Origin of the sequence: Enterobacter sp. HNDS-6 (genome assembly GCF_039850505.1) — a bacterium.
GTDB classification, from domain to species: Bacteria; Pseudomonadota; Gammaproteobacteria; order Enterobacterales; family Enterobacteriaceae; genus Enterobacter; species Enterobacter kobei.
Window position 1 is genome coordinate 746919 of record NZ_CP156673.1, and the last position, 19157, is coordinate 766075.

Consider the following 19157-nt stretch of genomic DNA (forward strand, 5'->3'; position numbering starts at 1 on the left):
CTCCTTCAAAGCATTCAGGTCTGGGGTAATTTTACCACGTTGCGTTCAGTGCGGACCACGCAACTGTTGCTGCAAGGTCAGCAGCAGCGCAACTTCCTCGATCCGACGGCGCGTGGTACGGCTCACCTCCTGCGGATCCCGCTCAAACAGACTTTTATCGCCAAGAATATGTCCCGCAAGACAGTGCTCGTAGATTGTGCCGGGGAGAGACCAGCGCTGAATATCATCCCCCTCAATGACCTCCAGCACATCTTCCGCGTCGCGCCGGTCGTGACTGATGGTGCGCCCGTCACGCAGATGCAGACGCAAGCCTTTTTGCCCGCCCGCAGGTCCTGCGTATTTGTTAAGCCAGATGTCCACCGGTACGCCGCTGATGCTTCCCTGAAGATGCGCCTCGCCTTCCGCCGTGGTCAGGTCTCCTTTTGCAATAACGCGGCCCAGACGGTCTTTAGCGGCAACGACCTGTAGCGTCATCTCGTCATGGCCCCCCAGAAAGCGCATCGTTTCACGCAGCATCGCCAGCACATGCGTACCGATATCCAGAATCACGCCATCAGGGTGACGAAGCGTTCTGGTATCCGGTTCACCGGTGGCGAAATTAAGCGCGATGGGTTCGCCGACAGCGTTGTACCCGCTTGGCTCCTGCAAAAAGCCTTCGATTCTGACGACGTCAGAAAAATGATCGACCAGCGAGCGCTTCGCCGTTTCGGTGCGCGCCATCCAGTGGTCGAGCGCCAGCACTCGGGATGCCGCACCGGGCGTGGCCAGCAGCGCATTAAGCTTATCTATTTGGGGAAGCGTGGCGACAATCGGTTTTTCTATCACAATCCGGGAGATCGGTGAGGCGATTGCCTGCTCAAGCACCTCAAGATGTTGCAGCGATGCGGTAGTGATAAACAGGGTATCAAGCGGGGTGGCAAGCAGTTCCGCAAGCGAGGCGCAGCGCATCACGCCTTCAGGGTGCTTTGCCGGGAGAACATCAAACCCGAAACAACGAACCGGGCGGCCATACAGGTTACGCAATGCGGGCAGATACGCTGTCTCCACTACCGCACCAAGACCAACAAATCCTAACTGCATATTTTCACCTCAGGGAATAACGTGCCGGGGCGTAACGCCAGCCTCGGCACGCTGAGGTTTATGAGGCGCTAGCTGCTGGTTTCGTTTGCGCATTTTCCAGCATACGACGCACCGGAACAATGAGGACGATCAGCACCGCGGCACAAATCAGCAGCGCGATGGAGCAGCGGGCGAAAAGATCCGGCAGCATATCCAGCTGGTCGGCCTTCACGTGACCGCCAATCAGGCCCGCCGCCAGGTTACCCAAGGCACTGGCGCAGAACCACAGACCCATCATCTGGCCGCGCATTCTTTCCGGCGCCAGCAGGGTCATGGTCGCCAGACCGATCGGGCTCAGGCACAGTTCACCCAGCGTCAGCATCAGGATACTGCCCACCAGCCAGAACGGCGACACACCCGCCCCACCGTTGCTCAGTACATTCTGTGCCGCCAGCATCATCAGGCCAAAGCCCGCTGCTGCACACAGAATACCGATCACGAATTTGGTGATACTGCTTGGGCGGATGTTCTTCGTCGCGAGCTTCGGCCATGCCCAGCTGAACACCGGGGCCAGCAGGATGATGAACAGCGCGTTAATCGACTGGAACCAAACCGCCGGGATTTCAAAATCACCGATCATGCGGTTAGTGTAGTCGTTGGCAAACAGGTTGAACGAGGTTGGCTTCTGCTCAAACGCAGACCAGAAGAACGCCGCTGAGACCAGCAGAATAAAGCACACCAGCAGTCTGGCGCGTTCTTTACGGTTCAGGCCAGCAAAAACAAACAGATAAATAAAGTAGAGGGCAACAGACGCCGCAATCACGTAGACCAGCACGCTGGCTACCGCGACCGGGTTAATCACAATCACGCCCTGCGCAATCAGCGTCACGAGCGTTGCCACACCTGCCGCCAGCACCAGCAGCCAGATGCCCACGCCATTACGCTTCACCACCGGACTGTTCCAGGTGGAATCCAGACCGACTTCGCTGTCATAGCGTTTCATCGCCGGAACCGCAAACACGCGGAAGATAATCAGCGCCACCAGCATCCCGATGCCGCCAATACCAAAGCCCCAGTGCCAGCCGTGGGTTTTAATCAGCCAGCCGGAAATCAGCGGGGCAATGAACGAGCCCATGTTGATGCCCATATAGAACAGCGAGAAACCGCCGTCACGACGCGCATCGCCTTTTTTATACAGAGTCCCCACCATGACCGAGATACAGGTCTTGAACAGGCCAGAGCCGAGCACGATGAACATCAGGCCGATAAAGAACAGGTTGTCACCCATGATGGCCGACAGCGCAATCGACAGGTGGCCGAGCGCAATCAGAATTGAACCGTACCAGACGGCTCTCTGCTGCCCAAGCCAGTTATCCGCCAGCCAGCCCCCCGGCAGCGCGGCCAGGTACATGGTCCCGGCAAAGATACCGACAATCGCCGAGGCGTTTTCACGGGCCAGCCCCATCCCGCCGTCATAGACGGTGGCGGCCATAAACAGGATCAGTAACGGACGAATGCCGTAAAACGAGAAACGCTCCCACATCTCGGTGAAAAACAGTGAACCGAGCGGATACGGATGGCCGAAGAACGTTCGGCTCTCTTTTTGATTAACAGAGGATTGCATAATTCTCCCGAAAGGTATGTGTCGTGCTTGTAAACACCAGCAAGTACGCCGGCCAGTTACGTATCTGACCGATTTTTTACATGCGGCGAAAAGTTAGTTAACCATTTGATAACCAGATGCTAGTTTTGTCTAGTACCGGGCCCGGGACTTTAAGACGAAAATTCGACGATTGTCTACTTTCTTAGTTTTAAACATGGTTAAAAGTGAATAGTGATTGACATCACACAGAGAAAACCGGCGGTATGATTGGGCAAAAAAAAGCCCGCGACATGCGCGGGCTTTTGTGAGTTCAGCAAAGCTTATTTGCTTTTCTTAATGTGCTTAATCAAACGCTTACGCTTACGCATCTGGTTCGGCGTCAGGGTGTTGCGCTTGTTAGCGAACGGGTTTTCCCCTTCCTTGAACTGGATGCGGATAGGCGTGCCCATCACGTCCAGCGATTTACGGAAGTAGTTCATCAGATAGCGCTTGTAGGAATCCGGCAGGTCTTTCACCTGGTTGCCGTGGATAACCACGATTGGCGGGTTATAACCCCCGGCGTGAGCATATTTCAGCTTCACGCGGCGACCGCGTACCAGCGGCGGCTGATGATCTTCTGCAGCCATATTCATGATGCGGGTCAGCATGGCGGTGCTCTGACGACGGGTGGAGCTGTCGTAGGCTTCACGTACGGATTCGAACAGGTTACCGACGCCGCTGCCGTGCAGGGCAGAAATAAAGTGCACGCGCGCAAAGTCGATAAAGCCCAGACGGAAGTCGAGGGTCTCTTTCACCTGCTCGCGCACTTCATTGCTGAGGCCATCCCATTTGTTGACCACGATAACCAGTGAGCGCCCACTATTGAGGATAAAGCCGAGCAGAGAGAGATCCTGATCGGAGATTCCTTCGCGTGCATCAATGACCAGCATGACGACGTTGGCATCTTCAATCGCCTGCAGGGTTTTGATAACGGAGAATTTTTCCACCACATCGGTGATTTTCCCGCGCTTACGTACCCCGGCGGTGTCAATGAGGACATACTCACGTTCATCGCGCTGCATCGGGATGTAGATGCTGTCGCGCGTGGTGCCAGGCATGTCGTAAACGACCACGCGCTCTTCACCCAGAATACGGTTAGTAAGTGTAGACTTACCTACGTTTGGACGCCCCACGATAGCCAGCTTGATTGGCAGATCCTGCGGATTGAAGTCGTCTTCAGGCTCTTCTTCGCCCTCAACGCCCTCTTCAAACTGCGCCCAGTATTCAGCGTCTTCGTCTACCTCTTCCGGCGGGTTAACTTCATCAACCCATGGCAGCAGAACGGTTTCCAGCAGGCTGGTCACGCCGCGACCGTGCGATGCCGCAATGGGATAGATTTCACCCAGGCCTAAAGACCAGAAGTCCGCAACGGCCTGATCGGCATCGATGCCGTCAGTTTTGTTCGCCACCAGGAAAGTGGGCTTTTCACGCGAGCGCAGGTGTTTGGCGATGGCGGAGTCTGCCGGCATCAGGCCAGCGCGCGCATCCACCATAAACAGCACCACGTCCGCTTCTTCAATCGCCAGCAATGACTGTTCCGCCATGCGGGTTTCAACGCCGTCCTCTGTACCGTCAATACCACCGGTATCAATACAGATGAACTCGCGTCCTTCCACCTCTGCACGACCGTACTTACGGTCACGCGTCAGCCCCGGGAAATCCGCAACCAGCGCATCACGGGTGCGTGTTAAACGGTTAAAAAGAGTGGATTTTCCAACGTTAGGGCGCCCGACAAGCGCGACCACAGGTACCATGTTTGAAGCCTCATAAAATTCAAATAAACGTCGCATTCGCGGCGTTTTTAAAAATGTCAAAACGGCTCCTGAGTGAACAGGAGCCGTTTAGTATACTACAACCGCCGGGTAATTAACGCGTGATCGCGTACAGCGTACCGTCTTTTGCCTGAATCAGCAGTTTGCCGTCAGCCACAACCGGATCGGTCAGGAAACCAGAGCTGTCGACTTTTTGCTGTGCAACAAAGCGGCCGTTATCCGGATCAATCCAGTGCATATACCCTTCGCTGTCGCCTACCACCAGGCTGCCGTTGTACAGTGCTGGCGCGGTCAGCAGACGGTGCAGCAGATCGCTTTGCGTCCACAGGGTCACGCCGCCTTCAGTGCTCAGCGCCAGCAGACGGTCGTTCTGGTCAACCATATAGATACGGTTACCGTCCACGATGAAATCATTTACAGAACCCAGTTCACGTTTCCACATGATCTGGCCGCTGCGCAGATCCAGCGCGGTGAGGTTACCGTTATAGGCCAGCGCGTAAACCACACCGTCTACGATGACCGGCGTTGTGTCGACGTCGCTCAGACGGTCAATTTCCGTTGAGCCTGTAGCCTGAGAGATACGCTGCTGCCAGATCATCTGACCCTGCTGCATCAGCACGGCACTCACGCGACCGTTATCACCGCCTACAATTGCTGCACCGAATGCGGTAGCAGGCGCAGATTCACCGCGCAGAGAGAGCGCAGGCATGTCAAGGTTGACGGTCCATTTCACCAGACCGTCCGCTTCGTTCAGCGCCTGCAGCTGGCCGTTGCTGGTATGAATCAGCACCAGGCCGTCGCTCACGACCGGGCGAGACAGGGATTCACCGGCCACGGTAGTTTGCCAGGCAATGGAGCCGTCGCTGGTGTTCAGGGCATAAACCTGCGCCTTTTCGCTACCCACGTAGACATGACCACCGGCAACCGTCAGGCCGCCAGACAGCAGTGCAGGTTTACGGGAGAACCAGCCATCTTTTTCCGCCAGGTTAACAGACCAGACTTCTTTTCCGTCATCAGCATTGACCGCTTTCACGGTACCTTTACGATCGGCGGCATAAACAACGCTGTCCGCAAAGGCCGGATGAAGGTTGGAATAAAAGTCACCAATACCATTACCAACGGAGACATCCCACGCGGTAGAAGGGGTAAACTGGTTTTCAACCGTCGGCAGTGGGGACATTTTTACAACGTCTTCTTCGCCACTGAACAGTGAACAACCACTCAATAACGTAACAGAAAGCAGTCCTGGCAGAAGTAATTTACGCAATTGCATCGGGTCCCTCTCAGACGGACAAATTATTTATTTTCATCTGCATCATTTCGCTCAGCGCAGGTGAAGCTTTGCTATCCACGCCAGCTTGCCACGCTTTACGCGCGCCCGCTTTGTCACCTTTGCTCAGCAGCGCTTCACCGCGCAGATCGGCAACGATGGCAGCAAAACCTTCGCCTTTAACGGTATCGAGCGTTTTCAGCGCATCGTCAGCTTTTTTCTGCTGAACCTGAATACGTGCCAGGCGCAGATTAATCACTGCTTTCAGGTTTTCATCGCTGGCAGCAGCAAGACCCTGAGTCAACTGAGCAACAGCTTTATCCAGTTCGTTCTTATCAACGTACTGCTGAGCCACTTCCAGCGCAGCCAGCGCGCCGTAGGTGTTTTTGTTGTCAGCAGCAAATTTCTCTGCCGCAACCAGCGTTTGTGGCTGATCGGCACGAATCGCGCTCACGGTATTTTCATAGGTCAGAGACGCGCCGCGCGCGGTATCCGCCTGATGATTGTTCCAGTAACGCCAGCCAATCAGCGCGCCCACACCCAAAATCACCCCAACAACCAGCGCTTTGCCGTTCTCAACAAAGAAGCGTTTAATCGCGTCGACCTGATCGTGTTCGTTCTCGTAAATTTCCACGCAGTCTTTCTCCTTAGCCCAATAGAGTGCGCAAATGCGCCGCAACGCCGTCCTGCGTTACCGTTGTTTGCTCACCAGAGCGCAGGTCTTTAACTACCACTTCGCCGTTAGCCACTTCGGACTCACCCAGCACCAGTGCAATACTTGCGCCCCACTTATCGGCACGAGCAAACTGTTTTTTGAAGTTGCCGCCGCCATGATTGGTCATCAGCTTAACGCCCGGCAGCGCATCGCGCACGCGTTCGGCAAGCTGCATCGCCGCAGACTGCGTTTCCGCGCCTGAGGCCACCAGGTATATATCGACAACGGAATCTGCTTTAAATTCCGGATTAACAGCCTGAACTAACAAAACAAGTCGCTCAAGGCCCATCGCGAAGCCAACACCAGGTGCTGCACGGCCACCCAGTTGCTCAACCAGACCGTCATAACGACCGCCGGCACACACGGTGCCTTGTGAACCGAGGCTGGTGGTCACCCACTCAAACACGGTGCGGTTGTAGTAGTCCAGGCCGCGCACCAGACGCTGGTTCACGGTGTAGGAAATGCCCGCCGCTTCAAGCAGCTTGCACAGGCCGGTAAAGTGTTCGCGAGACTCGTCGTCCAGGTAGTCACCCAGTGCAGGTGCATCATTCAGCAGCGCCTGCACATCCGGGTTTTTGGAATCCAGCACGCGCAGCGGGTTGCTGTACATGCGGCGTTTGCAGTCTTCGTCCAGCTTGTCTTTATGCTGTTCCAGGAATGCAACCAGCGCATCACGATAGTTCGCACGCGCTTCCAGAGAACCGATAGAGTTCAACTCCAGCGAAACGTGCTCAGCAATACCGAGCGCGCGCCACCAGCGGGCCGTCAGCATAATCAGTTCGGCGTCGATGTCCGGACCCTGCAGGCCAAACACTTCCACACCCAGCTGGTTGAACTGACGATAACGACCTTTCTGCGGACGTTCGTGGCGGAACATCGGGCCGATATACCACAGGCGCTGCTCCTGATTGTACAGAAGACCATGTTCGATGCCGGCGCGTACGCAGCCCGCCGTCCCTTCCGGACGCAGAGTCAGGCTGTCGCCGTTGCGGTCCTCAAAGGTGTACATCTCTTTTTCAACCACATCGGTCACTTCGCCGATCGCGCGTTTGAATAACGGGGTCTGCTCTACAATCGGCAAACGGATTTCGCTGTAACCGTAGCTGCCGAGCACCTGCTTCAGTGTGCCTTCAATGCGCTGCCAGATGGCGGTTTCGCCAGGCAGGTAATCGTTCATGCCGCGGATGGCTTGAATGTTTTTTGCCACGTTTATTCTCTTTCTATATACAAAAAAAACCCAAAGAATGGGTTCAATCATACATGGGAAGCGGCACGCTTCCCATCACGTTATTTTTCAACCTGCTGAACGCTAATACGCTGTGTCTCGTCCATCATCGCGGCTTTAGCGCGGATGCGAGCTTCGAGCTGGTCGATCATGTCACTATTATCCAGACGATCTTTACGAACGCCATCTTCATAGAGACCACTTTTCTTGTTACCGCCGGTCACGCCCAATGTGGACACCAGCGCTTCACCCGGACCGTTCACCACGCAGCCGATGATGGAGACGTCCATCGGGGTGATGATATCTTCCAGACGCTGCTCCAGGGCATTCACCGTACCGATCACATCAAATTCCTGACGCGAGCAGGTTGGGCAGGCAATGAAGTTGATCCCACGCGCACGAATACGCAGTGATTTCAGGATATCGAAACCGACCTTGATCTCTTCTACCGGATCGGCCGCCAGCGAAACGCGCAGGGTGTCACCGATCCCTTCAGAGAGCAGCAGTCCCAGACCGATCGCGGATTTGACAGAACCGCTACGCAGGCCACCCGCTTCGGTAATCCCGAGATGCAGAGGCTGATCGATCTGTTTTGCCAGCAGGCGGTACGACTCCACCGCGAGGAATACATCAGACGCTTTTACGCTAACTTTGAACTGATCGAAGTTAAGACGATCGAGATGATCGACATGGCGCATCGCGGATTCGAGCAGCGCCTGCGGCGTGGGTTCACCGTATTTTTCCTGCAGATCTTTTTCCAGCGATCCCGCGTTGACGCCGATACGGATAGGGATATTTTTGTCACGGGCGCAGTCCACCACCATGCGGATGCGCTCTTCGTTACCGATGTTGCCCGGGTTAATACGCAGGCAATCAACACCGTATTCGGCGACTTTCAGCGCGATACGGTAGTCGAAGTGGATATCCGCTACCAGCGGAACGCTGACCTGCTGTTTGATCAGCTTGAACGCCTCTGCGGCATCCATGGTGGGCACGGAGACGCGAACAATGTCCGCGCCTACACGCTCTAATGCTTTGATTTGATTGACCGTTGCTTCCACGTCCGTGGTGCGCGTGTTGGTCATCGACTGAACGGCGATGGGTGCCCCATCGCCGACTGGCACATTCCCAACGTAAATCCGTTTCGATTTTCTACGTTGAATCGGAGCCTGGTTATGCATGAAAAATCTCCCGCGTTGCCCGTCTGTTACTGTGCTGCTGATTGTTCGGCATTAACGGTAAGACGTGCAACCTGGTTAGTTCTGATAAAGCGGCTCAGGTCGACAGGTTTTCCTTGATACTGGATCTGTACCGCTGCCGGAGCGCCGATTTTAAGTTTGTAAGGTGCCTGACCCGTTAGGTTTAACGTGCCATCTTTCCGCTGCAGGCCGCTAAACAGTTTTTTACCTGTCGCGTCAGTGACTTCCAGCCAGCAGTCGGCAGTGAAGTTCATCACCAGCGCGTTTGGATCGGCTGCTGGTGCGGCAGTCGCCGCCGGGTCGGTTGGCAGGGATGCCGCGGTATTGTCCGTTGGCTGAGTCGCCGCAGGCGCGTTCGCCGCAGTATCAACATTCGCCTGAGAAGGGGCAACGACCGCGTTCTGATCCTGAGCCTGAGGCGCAGCGGTGTTAGCCGTGGCTGCCGGAGCCTGCGCCGCATCGGTTGCCGGAGCCGTTGTTTGCGGCTCGCTTGAGGTGGCTGCACCGTCGGTGTTCAGCGGGACGCTCTGAGCGCCACCATTCCCTGCCTGATTGAGTTCAGCAGAGGATTGATCGGCCATGGTGGTGATCTCTTCCTGCTGCGCCTTATGGTTTTGCCACCACCACGCGCCGGTCAGGCCGATCACCACAAACAGCACCAGCCAGGTAAAGCTCATCAGCCAGCCATCACGTTTTTTACGACGTTTCCCCAGGGAGAAAGTTTGCATCGGCGCCACTTTCGCTGCGCGAACCGGTGCCTGCTTCTCCATCATTGGCAGTAATTCGTTTTCGGGGATGTGCACCAGTTTTGCGTAAGAGCGGATATAACCGCGCAGAAATGTTGAAGCCAGATCGGCAGGCGCCTTATCTTCTTCAATATCGCGAACCGTGGAAACCTTCAGGCACAAGCGTTCTGCAACGGCTTGCTGGCTGAGTCCGAGTTGTTCACGGGCGTTGCGAAGACGAACGCCAGTGGAGAGTGCTTCATGTTGGTCGTGAGTGGCTTCAGTATTCATTCGCTACAACTACTGGTACGTGAAAAAAAGGGTTCAGGTGCCGGTGAGTCACAATGCCACCCGCACCGCGAAACTTCAGGTCAGTTAACCTTGAACAGACAGTATAAGACTGTCAGCCCGGAGATGACAGTACAGCCCTGCCCGAACGGCTAAACTGTTGTTACGTCGTTACATACTGCCCGAAAGTCGGATGAAACGCACCGTAATTATTGATCAGTCTTCACGAATCTGACTGATTATTCAGTAAGATTATGCATCACGGCGCAGATAATGCGCCGTGAGTGCATAATAATCAAACAGCTTTGACCGCAATCGTCTCACCCTGCATGCGTTTACGCAGGGTACGTTTGGTTCGGTCAATGACATCGCCAGCCAGTTGTCCACACGCTGCATCAATATCATCACCACGGGTTTTACGCACGATAGTGGTGAAACCATACTCCATCAGTACCTTGGAGAAACGGTCGATACGGCTGTTCGAACTACGGCCATACGGCGCCCCCGGGAACGGGTTCCATGGGATCAGGTTGATTTTGCATGGCGTATCTTTCAGCAGCTCAGCCAGTTGATGCGCGTGCTCGGTACCGTCGTTAACGTGGTCAAGCATCACGTACTCGATGGTGACGCGGCCCTGGTTGGCGTTGGATTTCTCCAGGTAGCGGCGCACGGCAGCGAGGAAGGTTTCGATATTGTACTTTTTGTTGATCGGTACAATTTCGTCACGAATTTCATCGTTTGGTGCGTGCAGGGAGATAGCCAGCGCAACGTCAATCATGTCGCCAAGCTTATCCAGCGCAGGGACAACGCCTGACGTCGACAGCGTCACACGACGCTTGGACAGGCCAAAACCGAAGTCATCCAGCATGATTTCCATTGCCGGTACCACGTTAGTCAGGTTCAACAGCGGCTCACCCATCCCCATCATCACCACGTTGGTGATAGGACGCGTACCGGTCACTTTTGCCGCACCGACGATTTTCGCCGCACGCCAGACCTGGCCGATAATTTCAGAAACGCGCAGGTTACGGTTGAACCCTTGCTGTGCGGTAGAGCAGAATTTGCACTCCAGCGCGCAGCCCACCTGGGAGGAGACACACAGCGTGGCGCGGTCTTCTTCCGGGATATAGACGGTTTCAACGCGCTGATCGCCTACGGCAATCGCCCATTTGATGGTGCCATCGGCAGAGCGCTGCTCTTCCACCACTTCCGGGGCGCGGATTTCAGCCACTTCTTTGAGCTTGTTACGCAGCACTTTGTTGATGTCAGTCATTTCATCAAAGTTGTCGCTGCAGTAGTGGTACATCCATTTCATCACCTGATCGGCACGAAACGGCTTCTCACCCATATCTTTAAAGAACTCGCGCATCTGCTGACGGTTCAGGTCCAGCAGGTTAATTTTTCCATTTTTATTGGGAACCGCAGGAATGGCGACTTCGGAGGTATTCACTAATTCAGACATAATATTTTCCGGCCTCGTTGTTACACGTTGTGGCCCCTGGAGGGTTGAATAGAAACGCCCCGGACAGCGGTCTGCTCATCCGGGGCGTTGCATTGTACAAAGTCTGGCGCAGGGATGCCACGTTTGCACGTGGCATTTACGAAATTAATGTGTAAACGAAACCGTTAAATTAACGGGTGCGTGGACACACTTCGCCTTCTGCGAAGAAGAAGGCGATTTCGCGTGCAGCAGATTCAACGGAGTCAGAACCGTGGGTGCCGTTCTCGGTGAAGCTGTCCGCGTAGTCAGCGCGCAGGGTACCGGCCAGCGCGTTGTCCGGGTTGGTTGCACCCAGCAGATCGCGATGGCGCTGTACTGCGTTCTCGCCTTCCAGCACGGATACCACGATAGGACCGGAGGTCATGAACTCAACCAGACCGTCAAAGAATGGACGGCCTTCGTGCTCAGCGTAGAAACCGCGAGCCTGCTCAACGGTCAGGTGCAGCATTTTGGTGCCAACAATTTTGAACCCTGCTGATTCAAAGCGAGCGAAGATGCTGCCAATAACGTTTTTTGCCACCGCGTTTGGTTTGATGATGGAAAAAGTACGTTCAATAGCCATGATAACCTCTGTCAATGTTCTGTTGTTTTGCATACCTGAGTATGGTGTGGCGCGGATTATAATGAGCAATAGCGCCATTGCCTATGGTTCTGCATAACATTTTTTTAAAATGAGACGAAGATTAGCAACAGGTCGAATCGCGCATAGCGAAGTGATGGCGTGAACAGAGGGGGCAGTGCTTTTCATCCATCCTGAATGACCAGAAATGAAGATGACACGTCAGGCAAACAGCCTCACAGGCAGGCGTCACGCTGCTTTTCGCGCTCTGTTCTGTCTGCGTTATGCTTATCGCGCCATGCTGACACACCGCTTCGCACCCCCCACACCCGGTACAGCGTCCGGTTTCCACCACCAGCGTGGCATTCTCAAAACGAATTGCGTTTTCCGTGCAGCTTCGCCAGCATGCCCCACACAACATACATTTTCCGATGTCGAGAACGATATCTGACTCACTAAATCCTGCGAATGCCCTGCGCAGCTGACGCTGGCCCGGCACGACGTTACAGCGGCGCACATCCTCCCGCGGAACATACATAAGCGCACGGCGGGCAATATTCACCTCGTTGATCGGGTCAGGCTTAAAAGCCCATACCGCTTCACCCCGTCGACGAAGCACAAGATTAAGCCGGGCAAGCGCCAGTAACCAGGCCGGGTAGTGTTCCGCTTCAATACTGATAAAACGCACACCGTGTTGCGCGTGCCATAGCAGCAGCTCATTCACCCCTGGGGCATGTTCAGTAAAAGGCCCAACGAGGGTATCGCCACGCAGAAAGCGTTTTCGCGGCGTGATCTCGGTAATGGCCTCGGTGGGACAGACGAACAGGCAGTCACCGCAGCCTATACAGCGCTGTTCATCAACCGAGATGCCCATTTCAGTAAAAGAAAAAACCTGCGCGGGACAAACGTCCGCGCAGGCACTGCAGGCAGCATGGCGAAAACGGCAACGCACACACGCATGCGTCACCTCTATCGCCGGGGATAATGACAATTCGCCCATCAGCCAATACTGAAGAAAACGAAGCGCAGCATAAGCTCACCCACGATCAACAGCGCACTGCCCAGCAGCATTGGGCCTCGCACCGCTTTCAGACCGCCCGCGGCAAAGCACAGCATACCCGCAACCGAAACGCACCAGCTCAGCAGATGTACCGTGCGCAGTTGCTCCAGCATCTGCAACGGTGCGTGAGGGAACGTCACCACGGTGTTATCCATGGTCGCAATGTCTGCCAGCCAGACGGGCTGCATGACCAGACGCACAAGCACCAGCAGCGCGACAATAACAACCGCCGCACGCACGGAAGTTTGGCAGCGCAGCCCAACGGCCATGCAGGCTGAGCCTGTGATCCCCACCGAGCCGATGAACAGCACCAGAGTGTTAATGTGCTGCCAGGTCACCACCGACGTATGCATGTAGATCTGCGCCATGCAGAACACATCCACCAGCCCGACAACACCGGCCACAACCAACAGCAGCTTCCAGCCTGGTTTTTTGGCAAACATCAGCAGCGTCGCAAGGCCCAGTGCCGCAAGGTAAAGGCTGGCAAAGACGATCTCACGGCTCAGCCAGGAGCTGGAAACATGGCGCAGCGCGTTAAGGGCGTTGAGCGGATAGCCCATGTGCAGCGCCGAGGAGAGAAGCCCCAGACTGGCCAGGACAAACGCCCCGGCAGCGGGCAGCAGCAGACGAGATTGCGATGCACGCGCCTCGCCAAACGCCAGCCAGAGGGTCACGCCTACCGATCCCTGCAGGAACAGCGTAAATATCAGCAACGGTAACTCATGCATGACGCTTCCCCTCTTTCTCTGCACCCTGATGCGCTTTGATTACCAGGTTCGGTTGTGTGATGGAAGAATCAGGCAAACCTTTCACATCGCAGACCGCGCCGTATTTCTCCCGAAGTTCATCAATGGGTCCGAATTTGATCGCTTCGAGCGGACAGGTCGCCACACAGACTGGCTGCTCCCCCTTTGCCTGGAGATCCACGCAAAAATCGCATTTCGACATCTGTCCGGTCTGCTCATTGAGCTGCGGCGCGCCGTAAGGACATGACCATGCGCAGTAGCCGCAGCCAACGCACTTGTCCGTATCGACGCGCACGATGCCGTCGCCCGGACGCTTGTGCATCGCGGTAGTCGGGCAGTTTTTGGTGCAGACCGGGTCCGCACAGTGGTTACAAGAAATAGAGAGCGTGTAAGCAAAAACGTTATTGCTGACGCCCCCTTGCCCGGTTGGAATGAAATTTCCGCCGTTGACTTCATAAACGCGGCGGAAACGACGTCCAACCTCAAGGTTATTTTTATCTTTGCACGCCACCTGACAGGCCTTGCAGCCCGAACAGCGGGAGGAGTCGATATAAAAACCCAGTTGTTTATCGCTCACCGGCGCGTAGTGTTTAAACTGACTCATGCTTTCGCTACCTCCACCAGCATGGTTTGATGAGAATTCCCTTTCGCAAGCGCGGTAATACGGGCTGAACTGAGGACGTTCGCGCAACCGCCTTTATCAATACCCTGCTCGTCCGGCTGCCACCAGGCACCAGCCTGCATGGCAACGACGCCCGGAATGATGCGCGGCGTCACCACGGCCGGGATTTCACAAATGCCGCGCGCGTTATGGATGCGCACGGTATCGCCCTGTGCAATGCCGCGCTTTTGCGCATCCTGCGGGTTAATCCACAGCTTTTGCTGCTGGGCTTCAATCAACCACGGGTTAGCATATTGAGTTGAGTTGGCACGGTTTTTCCCTTTCCAGGTAATCAGCTGAAGCGGGAAGGTTTTCGCCAGTTCATCTTCCGGCCCTTCATGAGCGGGAACGTAGTGCGATAGCGCCGGAATTTCCGGGTGATGCATGTCGTACAGGCGCTTCGAGAAGATCTCTATCTTCCCGGACGGCGTCGGGAACGGATGATTTTGCGGATCGCGAATGTTGTCTTCAAAGGCAACGTACGGCGCGCTTTTGAAAAGATGCTGACGCGTCTTCTGTAGCGTCGCAAAGTCCGGCAGATTTTCCTCCGGCATCGCCAGCCGCGTCTGCTCCCAGATGTGCTCAATCCACGCTTTTTCGTCACGGCCCTCGCTGAACGCGGGTTCAATGCCGAGCTTCGCGGCAACCTCGCGCAGCCAGTCGTAATCTGAACGGCGCTCAAACTCAGGCTCAATCAGCTTTTCCGACAGGATCAGATAGCTCGCGGTCCCCCAGGTTTCGCCAATATTCCAGCGCTCCATAAAGCTGGTTTCCGGCAGGAGAAGATCGGCGTATCTGGCGCTCGGCGTCATAAACAGATCGCTTGCGACAATAAATTCGATTTTCGACTCGTCTTCCAGCACGCGGGTCGCCTGATGGAGATCCGGGTTCTGGTTAGCCAGGTAATTGCCGGCCAGCGAGAACAGGATGCGGATATTGCTGTCCAGCTTGTCTGCGTCTTTCAGACCGACTTCAGCCGTCACCTGAGAAGCATCGTCGGCGGCCTGCACCCAGTTCATCACCGATATTTTGGCCTTTACCGGGTTATCCGGCATTTCGGGCCCAACGGCAAATTTGCGGTTAGCGCAGCCGCCATAGCCTGCCGCCCAGCCGCCTTTTACGCCGACGTTACCCGTTAGCGTCGCCAGTAACGTTGAGCCGCGCGCGGTGCGCTCGCCGCAGTTGTGACGCTGCGGCCCCCAACCCTGGATCAGTGCAGCAGGTTTAGTATTTGCGTAGTCGCGAGCCAGCTGACGGATAGTCTGCGCAGGCACATGGGTAATTTTCTCGGCCCACTCAGGGGTTTTCGCCACGCCGTCTTTTGCCCCGCTCAGGTAAGCCATCAGGGATTCATTGGCCGGAACGCCTTCCGGCATTGATGCTTCGTCAAAGCCCAGGGTATAGCGCTGAATGAAGTCGCGATCGTGCAGGTTCTCTGTGACGATCACGAACATCATGGCATCCATCAGGGCGTTATCGGTGGCAGGAAGCAGCGGGATCCACTGATCGGCAAGGGAGGAAACCGTGTCTGAATAGCGCGGATCGACAACGATAAAGCGGGTGCCGTTTTGCTTCATCTTCTGGAAGAAGTAGTTGCTGTGACCAAAAATCGTCTCCGTCGGGTTATGGCCCCAGAGGATGACCAGTTTCGTATCAAGCAGTGTATCCAGAGAACTGCCGCTGGCGGCGGTACCATAGGTATACGGCGTGGCTGCCGCCGTGTTGCCCATACTGACCGAGTGATAGCTTTCGAGGTAGCCGCCCGTTAAGTTGAGCAGACGACGAACCATTTTATCGCCGGAAAACGTTCCGCCAGAAACTGCGGTGCCCACATGAACATAGCGTGAAGCCGCACCGTATTTTTGCGTAATCGTTTTTAATTGATTCGCAATCAGCGTCGTGGCTTCATCCCAGGTAATACGTTCGAATTTTCCTTCGCCACGTTTACCTGTACGCTTCATTGGATATTTAAGCCGATCGGGATGATAAACAAATTTCCGATACGCTCTGCCACGAACGCAGGCACGCATAACCGGCATCTGCGGATCCAATGCATTATCCGGGCGCGTGGAAATACGGGTGACAACGCCTTCGCTGACGTGAGCTCGAATATCACACTTCCCCCCGCAGTCAAACGTGCTGCAGGTTTGCACCACTTTTTCTTCCGGCGCCGCACGTGTTGCCGCGGCGTCCTGCGCCTGCACGGTGCGGGTTGTCACAACAAGCGGAAGGGCGGCGAGCGCCGATCCTGCCTGAATAAATTGACGCCGGGATATCTCGGGAATAAAACCCTCTCCCTGATTTTTATTTTTTTTCATTGCTCGTTCCTTCAAATAAAAACGCATTCTCGTTTTTTTTCAGGAACGAATGTTGATAATTATCAAGCTAACGCTTTAGGGGTAAAACTTAACGGCCCAGCTCGAAATTTACCGTCGCCGTTTGTCCTGCCTCATCCATCACAAATAATTGATAATTACCCGGCAAATATAATTTTAATGAATAATTATAATTCCGTCCTTTTAACGGTTCTCCGTTTAAAAACCACCAGCGCTCACCTTCTCCACCTGTCGTACTGACAGAAAGCGTCACATTTCCTTCACCCGGGAGTCGCTTAATCACAGCTCCCTCTCTGATTCCCGAAATCATAAGCGGTGCCGCATTGTTATTATCCAGAGGCGGACAGACTGTTGATTTCGCAGGAAGACGCGCCGTCCTTTTTTCTGCTGCTGGCAGCCACGACTCCAGCGGCAGCGGCCAGACATCGAGGATTTTCTCCGCGGCATCCGGGCAATCTGCTGCAACACGCTTACCCGTTTTATCAAGCCAGACCGGGAAACGAATGCCGCGAATACCTTCCTGTTCCGGTAAAAGCAGCGTAGGCGGCTCACTTCCTTCCAGCAACCATGTGGAAAGGCGACGCCGACAGTTTTCACTGCCTTCCGGCAGCGACTGACCGCCAGGCCAGCAGATCACACCCTGCCCGACGCTCTCCGGACGCGGATCGCGCGGCAGGCGGGCTTCGTCTACCGTCGAGCGAGACTGAAGCAGGTTATTTACCTGATTCAGGAGCGGCACCGCGCTGGCAAAACCAAACTGCCCGGCCACGGGCGTACCGTCCGGTCGTCCGGTCCAGATGCCAATGACGTAACGGGCGTTCAGACCTATTGCCCAGGCATCACGGTAGCCGTAGCTGGTGCCGGTTTTCCACGCCAGCGGCGCAATTTGCGGTAGCGCACTGTCCGGCAGCGGCTGCGCCTCGTTGGCGAGAATACGGCGAATAATCCACGCTGAACCTGCCGATAACAGCGGGCGTTCAACAAGCGCGTCGCCAGGCTGGAAGCGCAGCCTTCCCGCCTTGCCGTGTCGGGCAAAGGCGCTGTAGGCAGCGGCGATATCGGCCAGCCGCGCGCCTGCACCTCCCAAAATCAGCGACAAATTCGGTTGCGCCCCCGCAGGCAGGATCAGCGGCAGCCCGGCATTGCTCAGCATTCCGGCAAAACGCTTTGGCCCGTAGGCTTCCAGCACCTGCACCGCCGGCAGATTGAGGGAGCGTACCAGCGCTTCACTCATGCTGACCGGCCCGTGGAAGCCGCTGTCGAAATTTCCGGGGCGATAATCACCGGTTTTTCGAGGAACGTCCTGAAGCAATGAGGCGGGATGGATCAGGCCATCATCCAGCGCCATACCGTAAATAAAGGGTTTCAGCACCGATCCCGGCGATCGGATCGCATTGACCATATCAACATGGCTAAATCGACTGTCGTCGTTAATATCCACCGAACCGACCCAGCCGCGCACTTTCATATCCGTATGATCCACGACAATCATCGCCAGCGAGCTGCGTGCCGGCAGGCGGGATTTCCAGTTCATCGCCAGCTCTTCCAGCTGTCGTTGTAGTCCGGCATCCAGCGTGGTGACAATTTTTGTGTCGCGGCTTTTGCCGAGCATCATGCGAGCAAAAAGCGGCGCCAACTGCGGCATCTGACGGGGAGCCAGCCATACCGGCTCTTCACGGGACTCTTTTACCTGTTTTTCTGACCAGACGCCCTGGGTCATCATGCGGTCGAGCACTTTATTGCGTGCCGCTTCGGCCCGCTCCGGCCAGCGGTCCGGGCGCAGACGACTTGGTGCCTGCGGCAGTACGGCCAGCAGCGCTGCATCGGAGTAGCTAAGCTGCGAAGGTGGTTTCCCCAGATAGGTCCAGCTTGCTGCCCCTACCCCCTGCAGCGTGCCGCCAAACGGGGCACGGTTGAGATACAGCGTAAGAATATCGCGTTTGGAGAGATGCCACTCCAGCTGCATCGCCCGCCAGAGCTGACGGATCTTTCCACCGAAGGTGCGCGGATGCGGATCCAGCAGGCGCGCCACCTGCATGGTAAGCGTACTTCCACCCGAGACCACTCTCCCGGAGGTCAGATCCTGCCAGGCGGCGCGCATGACAGAGAGTGGGTTTACGCCGGGATGATCCCAGAACCAGCGATCTTCATACTGGATTAGCGCCTCAAGATAGCGGGGAGAGACCTCTTCAATGGTCACCGGATAGCGCCAGATGCCCTCCGCGTCAGCAAAACGCCACAGCGGCGTGCCGTTCTCATCCACCACCACCCGGGCGGGGTTAACCTCTTTCAGAGGTAACGGCCACAGGCGGTCGGCGGCGAAAACCAGCCCCCATAAAATGAGAAGCGCTCCCGCCAGCCAGAGCCAGCGGGAGCGTGTCAGACGTGCTTTCAGCATA

At 55.7% G+C, this 19157-nt stretch carries 15 protein-coding genes; all 15 read right to left on the reverse strand.

The genetic code is table 11. The annotated features are described in order from the left end of the window. Positions 1–45: 45 nt before the first annotated feature. Positions 46–1080: an oxidoreductase gene (locus ABFI50_RS03380; protein WP_088127153.1), complete on the reverse strand. Its 1035-nt coding sequence runs from the start codon at positions 1078–1080 to the stop codon at positions 46–48. Positions 1081–1138: 58 nt separating this feature from the next. Beyond that, positions 1139–2683, reverse strand: a complete 1545-nt coding sequence (locus tag ABFI50_RS03385) for a peptide MFS transporter (RefSeq protein WP_023331072.1) — start codon at positions 2681–2683, stop codon at positions 1139–1141. Between the two features lie 299 nt (positions 2684–2982). Then, complete coding sequence (der, locus tag ABFI50_RS03390) at positions 2983–4455, reverse strand: ribosome biogenesis GTPase Der (RefSeq protein ID WP_014884806.1); 1473 nt, start codon at positions 4453–4455, stop codon at positions 2983–2985. A 112-nt stretch (positions 4456–4567) separates the two neighbouring features. Further along, positions 4568–5746: an outer membrane protein assembly factor BamB gene (gene bamB, locus ABFI50_RS03395; RefSeq protein ID WP_014884807.1), complete on the reverse strand. Its 1179-nt coding sequence runs from the start codon at positions 5744–5746 to the stop codon at positions 4568–4570. A gap of 10 nt (positions 5747–5756) precedes the next feature. Then, complete coding sequence (locus ABFI50_RS03400; protein WP_014884808.1) at positions 5757–6377, reverse strand: YfgM family protein; 621 nt, start codon at positions 6375–6377, stop codon at positions 5757–5759. Between the two features lie 13 nt (positions 6378–6390). After that, a complete protein-coding gene (hisS, locus tag ABFI50_RS03405; protein ID WP_088127154.1) occupies positions 6391–7665 on the reverse strand; it encodes a histidine--tRNA ligase in 1275 nt (424 codons plus the stop codon). 80 nt (positions 7666–7745) lie between these two features. Next, positions 7746–8864 carry a flavodoxin-dependent (E)-4-hydroxy-3-methylbut-2-enyl-diphosphate synthase gene (gene ispG / locus ABFI50_RS03410; RefSeq protein ID WP_023337626.1) on the reverse strand — a complete coding sequence of 373 codons (1119 nt, stop codon included), beginning with the start codon at positions 8862–8864 and terminating at the stop codon, positions 7746–7748. A 26-nt stretch (positions 8865–8890) separates the two neighbouring features. Continuing rightward, positions 8891–9898, reverse strand: coding sequence for a cytoskeleton protein RodZ (gene rodZ, locus ABFI50_RS03415; RefSeq protein ID WP_023338666.1), 1008 nt, complete (start codon positions 9896–9898; stop codon positions 8891–8893). A gap of 292 nt (positions 9899–10190) precedes the next feature. Then, positions 10191–11357, reverse strand: coding sequence for a bifunctional tRNA (adenosine(37)-C2)-methyltransferase TrmG/ribosomal RNA large subunit methyltransferase RlmN (locus ABFI50_RS03420; RefSeq protein ID WP_014884812.1), 1167 nt, complete (start codon positions 11355–11357; stop codon positions 10191–10193). Positions 11358–11526: 169 nt separating this feature from the next. Then, entirely contained in the window at positions 11527–11958 is a 432-nt protein-coding gene (gene ndk / locus ABFI50_RS03425) for a nucleoside-diphosphate kinase (RefSeq protein WP_003860625.1), read from the reverse strand. Between the two features lie 121 nt (positions 11959–12079). After that, positions 12080–12955 carry a 4Fe-4S binding protein gene (locus ABFI50_RS03430; RefSeq protein ID WP_088127155.1) on the reverse strand — a complete coding sequence of 292 codons (876 nt, stop codon included), beginning with the start codon at positions 12953–12955 and terminating at the stop codon, positions 12080–12082. Further along, on the reverse strand, positions 12955–13743 hold the full coding sequence (locus ABFI50_RS03435; RefSeq protein WP_347485358.1) for a DmsC/YnfH family molybdoenzyme membrane anchor subunit: 789 nt from the start codon (positions 13741–13743) through the stop codon (positions 12955–12957). The genes ABFI50_RS03430 and ABFI50_RS03435 overlap by 1 nt, the downstream gene beginning before the upstream one ends. After that, positions 13736–14365 (reverse strand): DMSO/selenate family reductase complex B subunit, encoded by a 630-nt coding sequence (locus tag ABFI50_RS03440; RefSeq protein WP_032635853.1) that lies wholly within the window; start codon positions 14363–14365, stop codon positions 13736–13738. The genes ABFI50_RS03435 and ABFI50_RS03440 overlap by 8 nt, the downstream gene beginning before the upstream one ends. Continuing rightward, positions 14362–16740: a DMSO/selenate family reductase complex A subunit gene (locus ABFI50_RS03445; RefSeq protein ID WP_347485361.1), complete on the reverse strand. Its 2379-nt coding sequence runs from the start codon at positions 16738–16740 to the stop codon at positions 14362–14364. The genes ABFI50_RS03440 and ABFI50_RS03445 overlap by 4 nt, the downstream gene beginning before the upstream one ends. An 88-nt stretch (positions 16741–16828) precedes the next feature. Further along, positions 16829–19156, reverse strand: a complete 2328-nt coding sequence (gene pbpC, locus ABFI50_RS03450) for a peptidoglycan glycosyltransferase PbpC (protein WP_347485363.1) — start codon at positions 19154–19156, stop codon at positions 16829–16831. Position 19157 lies beyond the last annotated feature (1 nt).

What these genes read in the sequence shown, in the direction of transcription:
- ABFI50_RS03435 (WP_347485358.1), bottom strand. Translation starts at nt 13,743, where the DNA reads ATGCATGAGTTACCGTTGCTGATATTTACGCTGTTCCTGCAGGGATCG.
- ABFI50_RS03385 (WP_023331072.1), bottom strand. Translation starts at nt 2,683, where the DNA reads ATGCAATCCTCTGTTAATCAAAAAGAGAGCCGAACGTTCTTCGGCCAT.
- ABFI50_RS03420 (WP_014884812.1), bottom strand. Translation starts at nt 11,357, where the DNA reads ATGTCTGAATTAGTGAATACCTCCGAAGTCGCCATTCCTGCGGTTCCC.
- ABFI50_RS03430 (WP_088127155.1), bottom strand. Translation starts at nt 12,955, where the DNA reads ATGGGCGAATTGTCATTATCCCCGGCGATAGAGGTGACGCATGCGTGT.
- ABFI50_RS03380 (WP_088127153.1), bottom strand. Translation starts at nt 1,080, where the DNA reads ATGCAGTTAGGATTTGTTGGTCTTGGTGCGGTAGTGGAGACAGCGTAT.
- ABFI50_RS03445 (WP_347485361.1), bottom strand. Translation starts at nt 16,740, where the DNA reads ATGAAAAAAAATAAAAATCAGGGAGAGGGTTTTATTCCCGAGATATCC.
- ndk (WP_003860625.1), bottom strand. Translation starts at nt 11,958, where the DNA reads ATGGCTATTGAACGTACTTTTTCCATCATCAAACCAAACGCGGTGGCA.
- rodZ (WP_023338666.1), bottom strand. Translation starts at nt 9,898, where the DNA reads ATGAATACTGAAGCCACTCACGACCAACATGAAGCACTCTCCACTGGC.
- ABFI50_RS03440 (WP_032635853.1), bottom strand. Translation starts at nt 14,365, where the DNA reads ATGAGTCAGTTTAAACACTACGCGCCGGTGAGCGATAAACAACTGGGT.
- bamB (WP_014884807.1), bottom strand. Translation starts at nt 5,746, where the DNA reads ATGCAATTGCGTAAATTACTTCTGCCAGGACTGCTTTCTGTTACGTTA.
- pbpC (WP_347485363.1), bottom strand. Translation starts at nt 19,156, where the DNA reads ATGCTGAAAGCACGTCTGACACGCTCCCGCTGGCTCTGGCTGGCGGGA.
- ispG (WP_023337626.1), bottom strand. Translation starts at nt 8,864, where the DNA reads ATGCATAACCAGGCTCCGATTCAACGTAGAAAATCGAAACGGATTTAC.
- der (WP_014884806.1), bottom strand. Translation starts at nt 4,455, where the DNA reads ATGGTACCTGTGGTCGCGCTTGTCGGGCGCCCTAACGTTGGAAAATCC.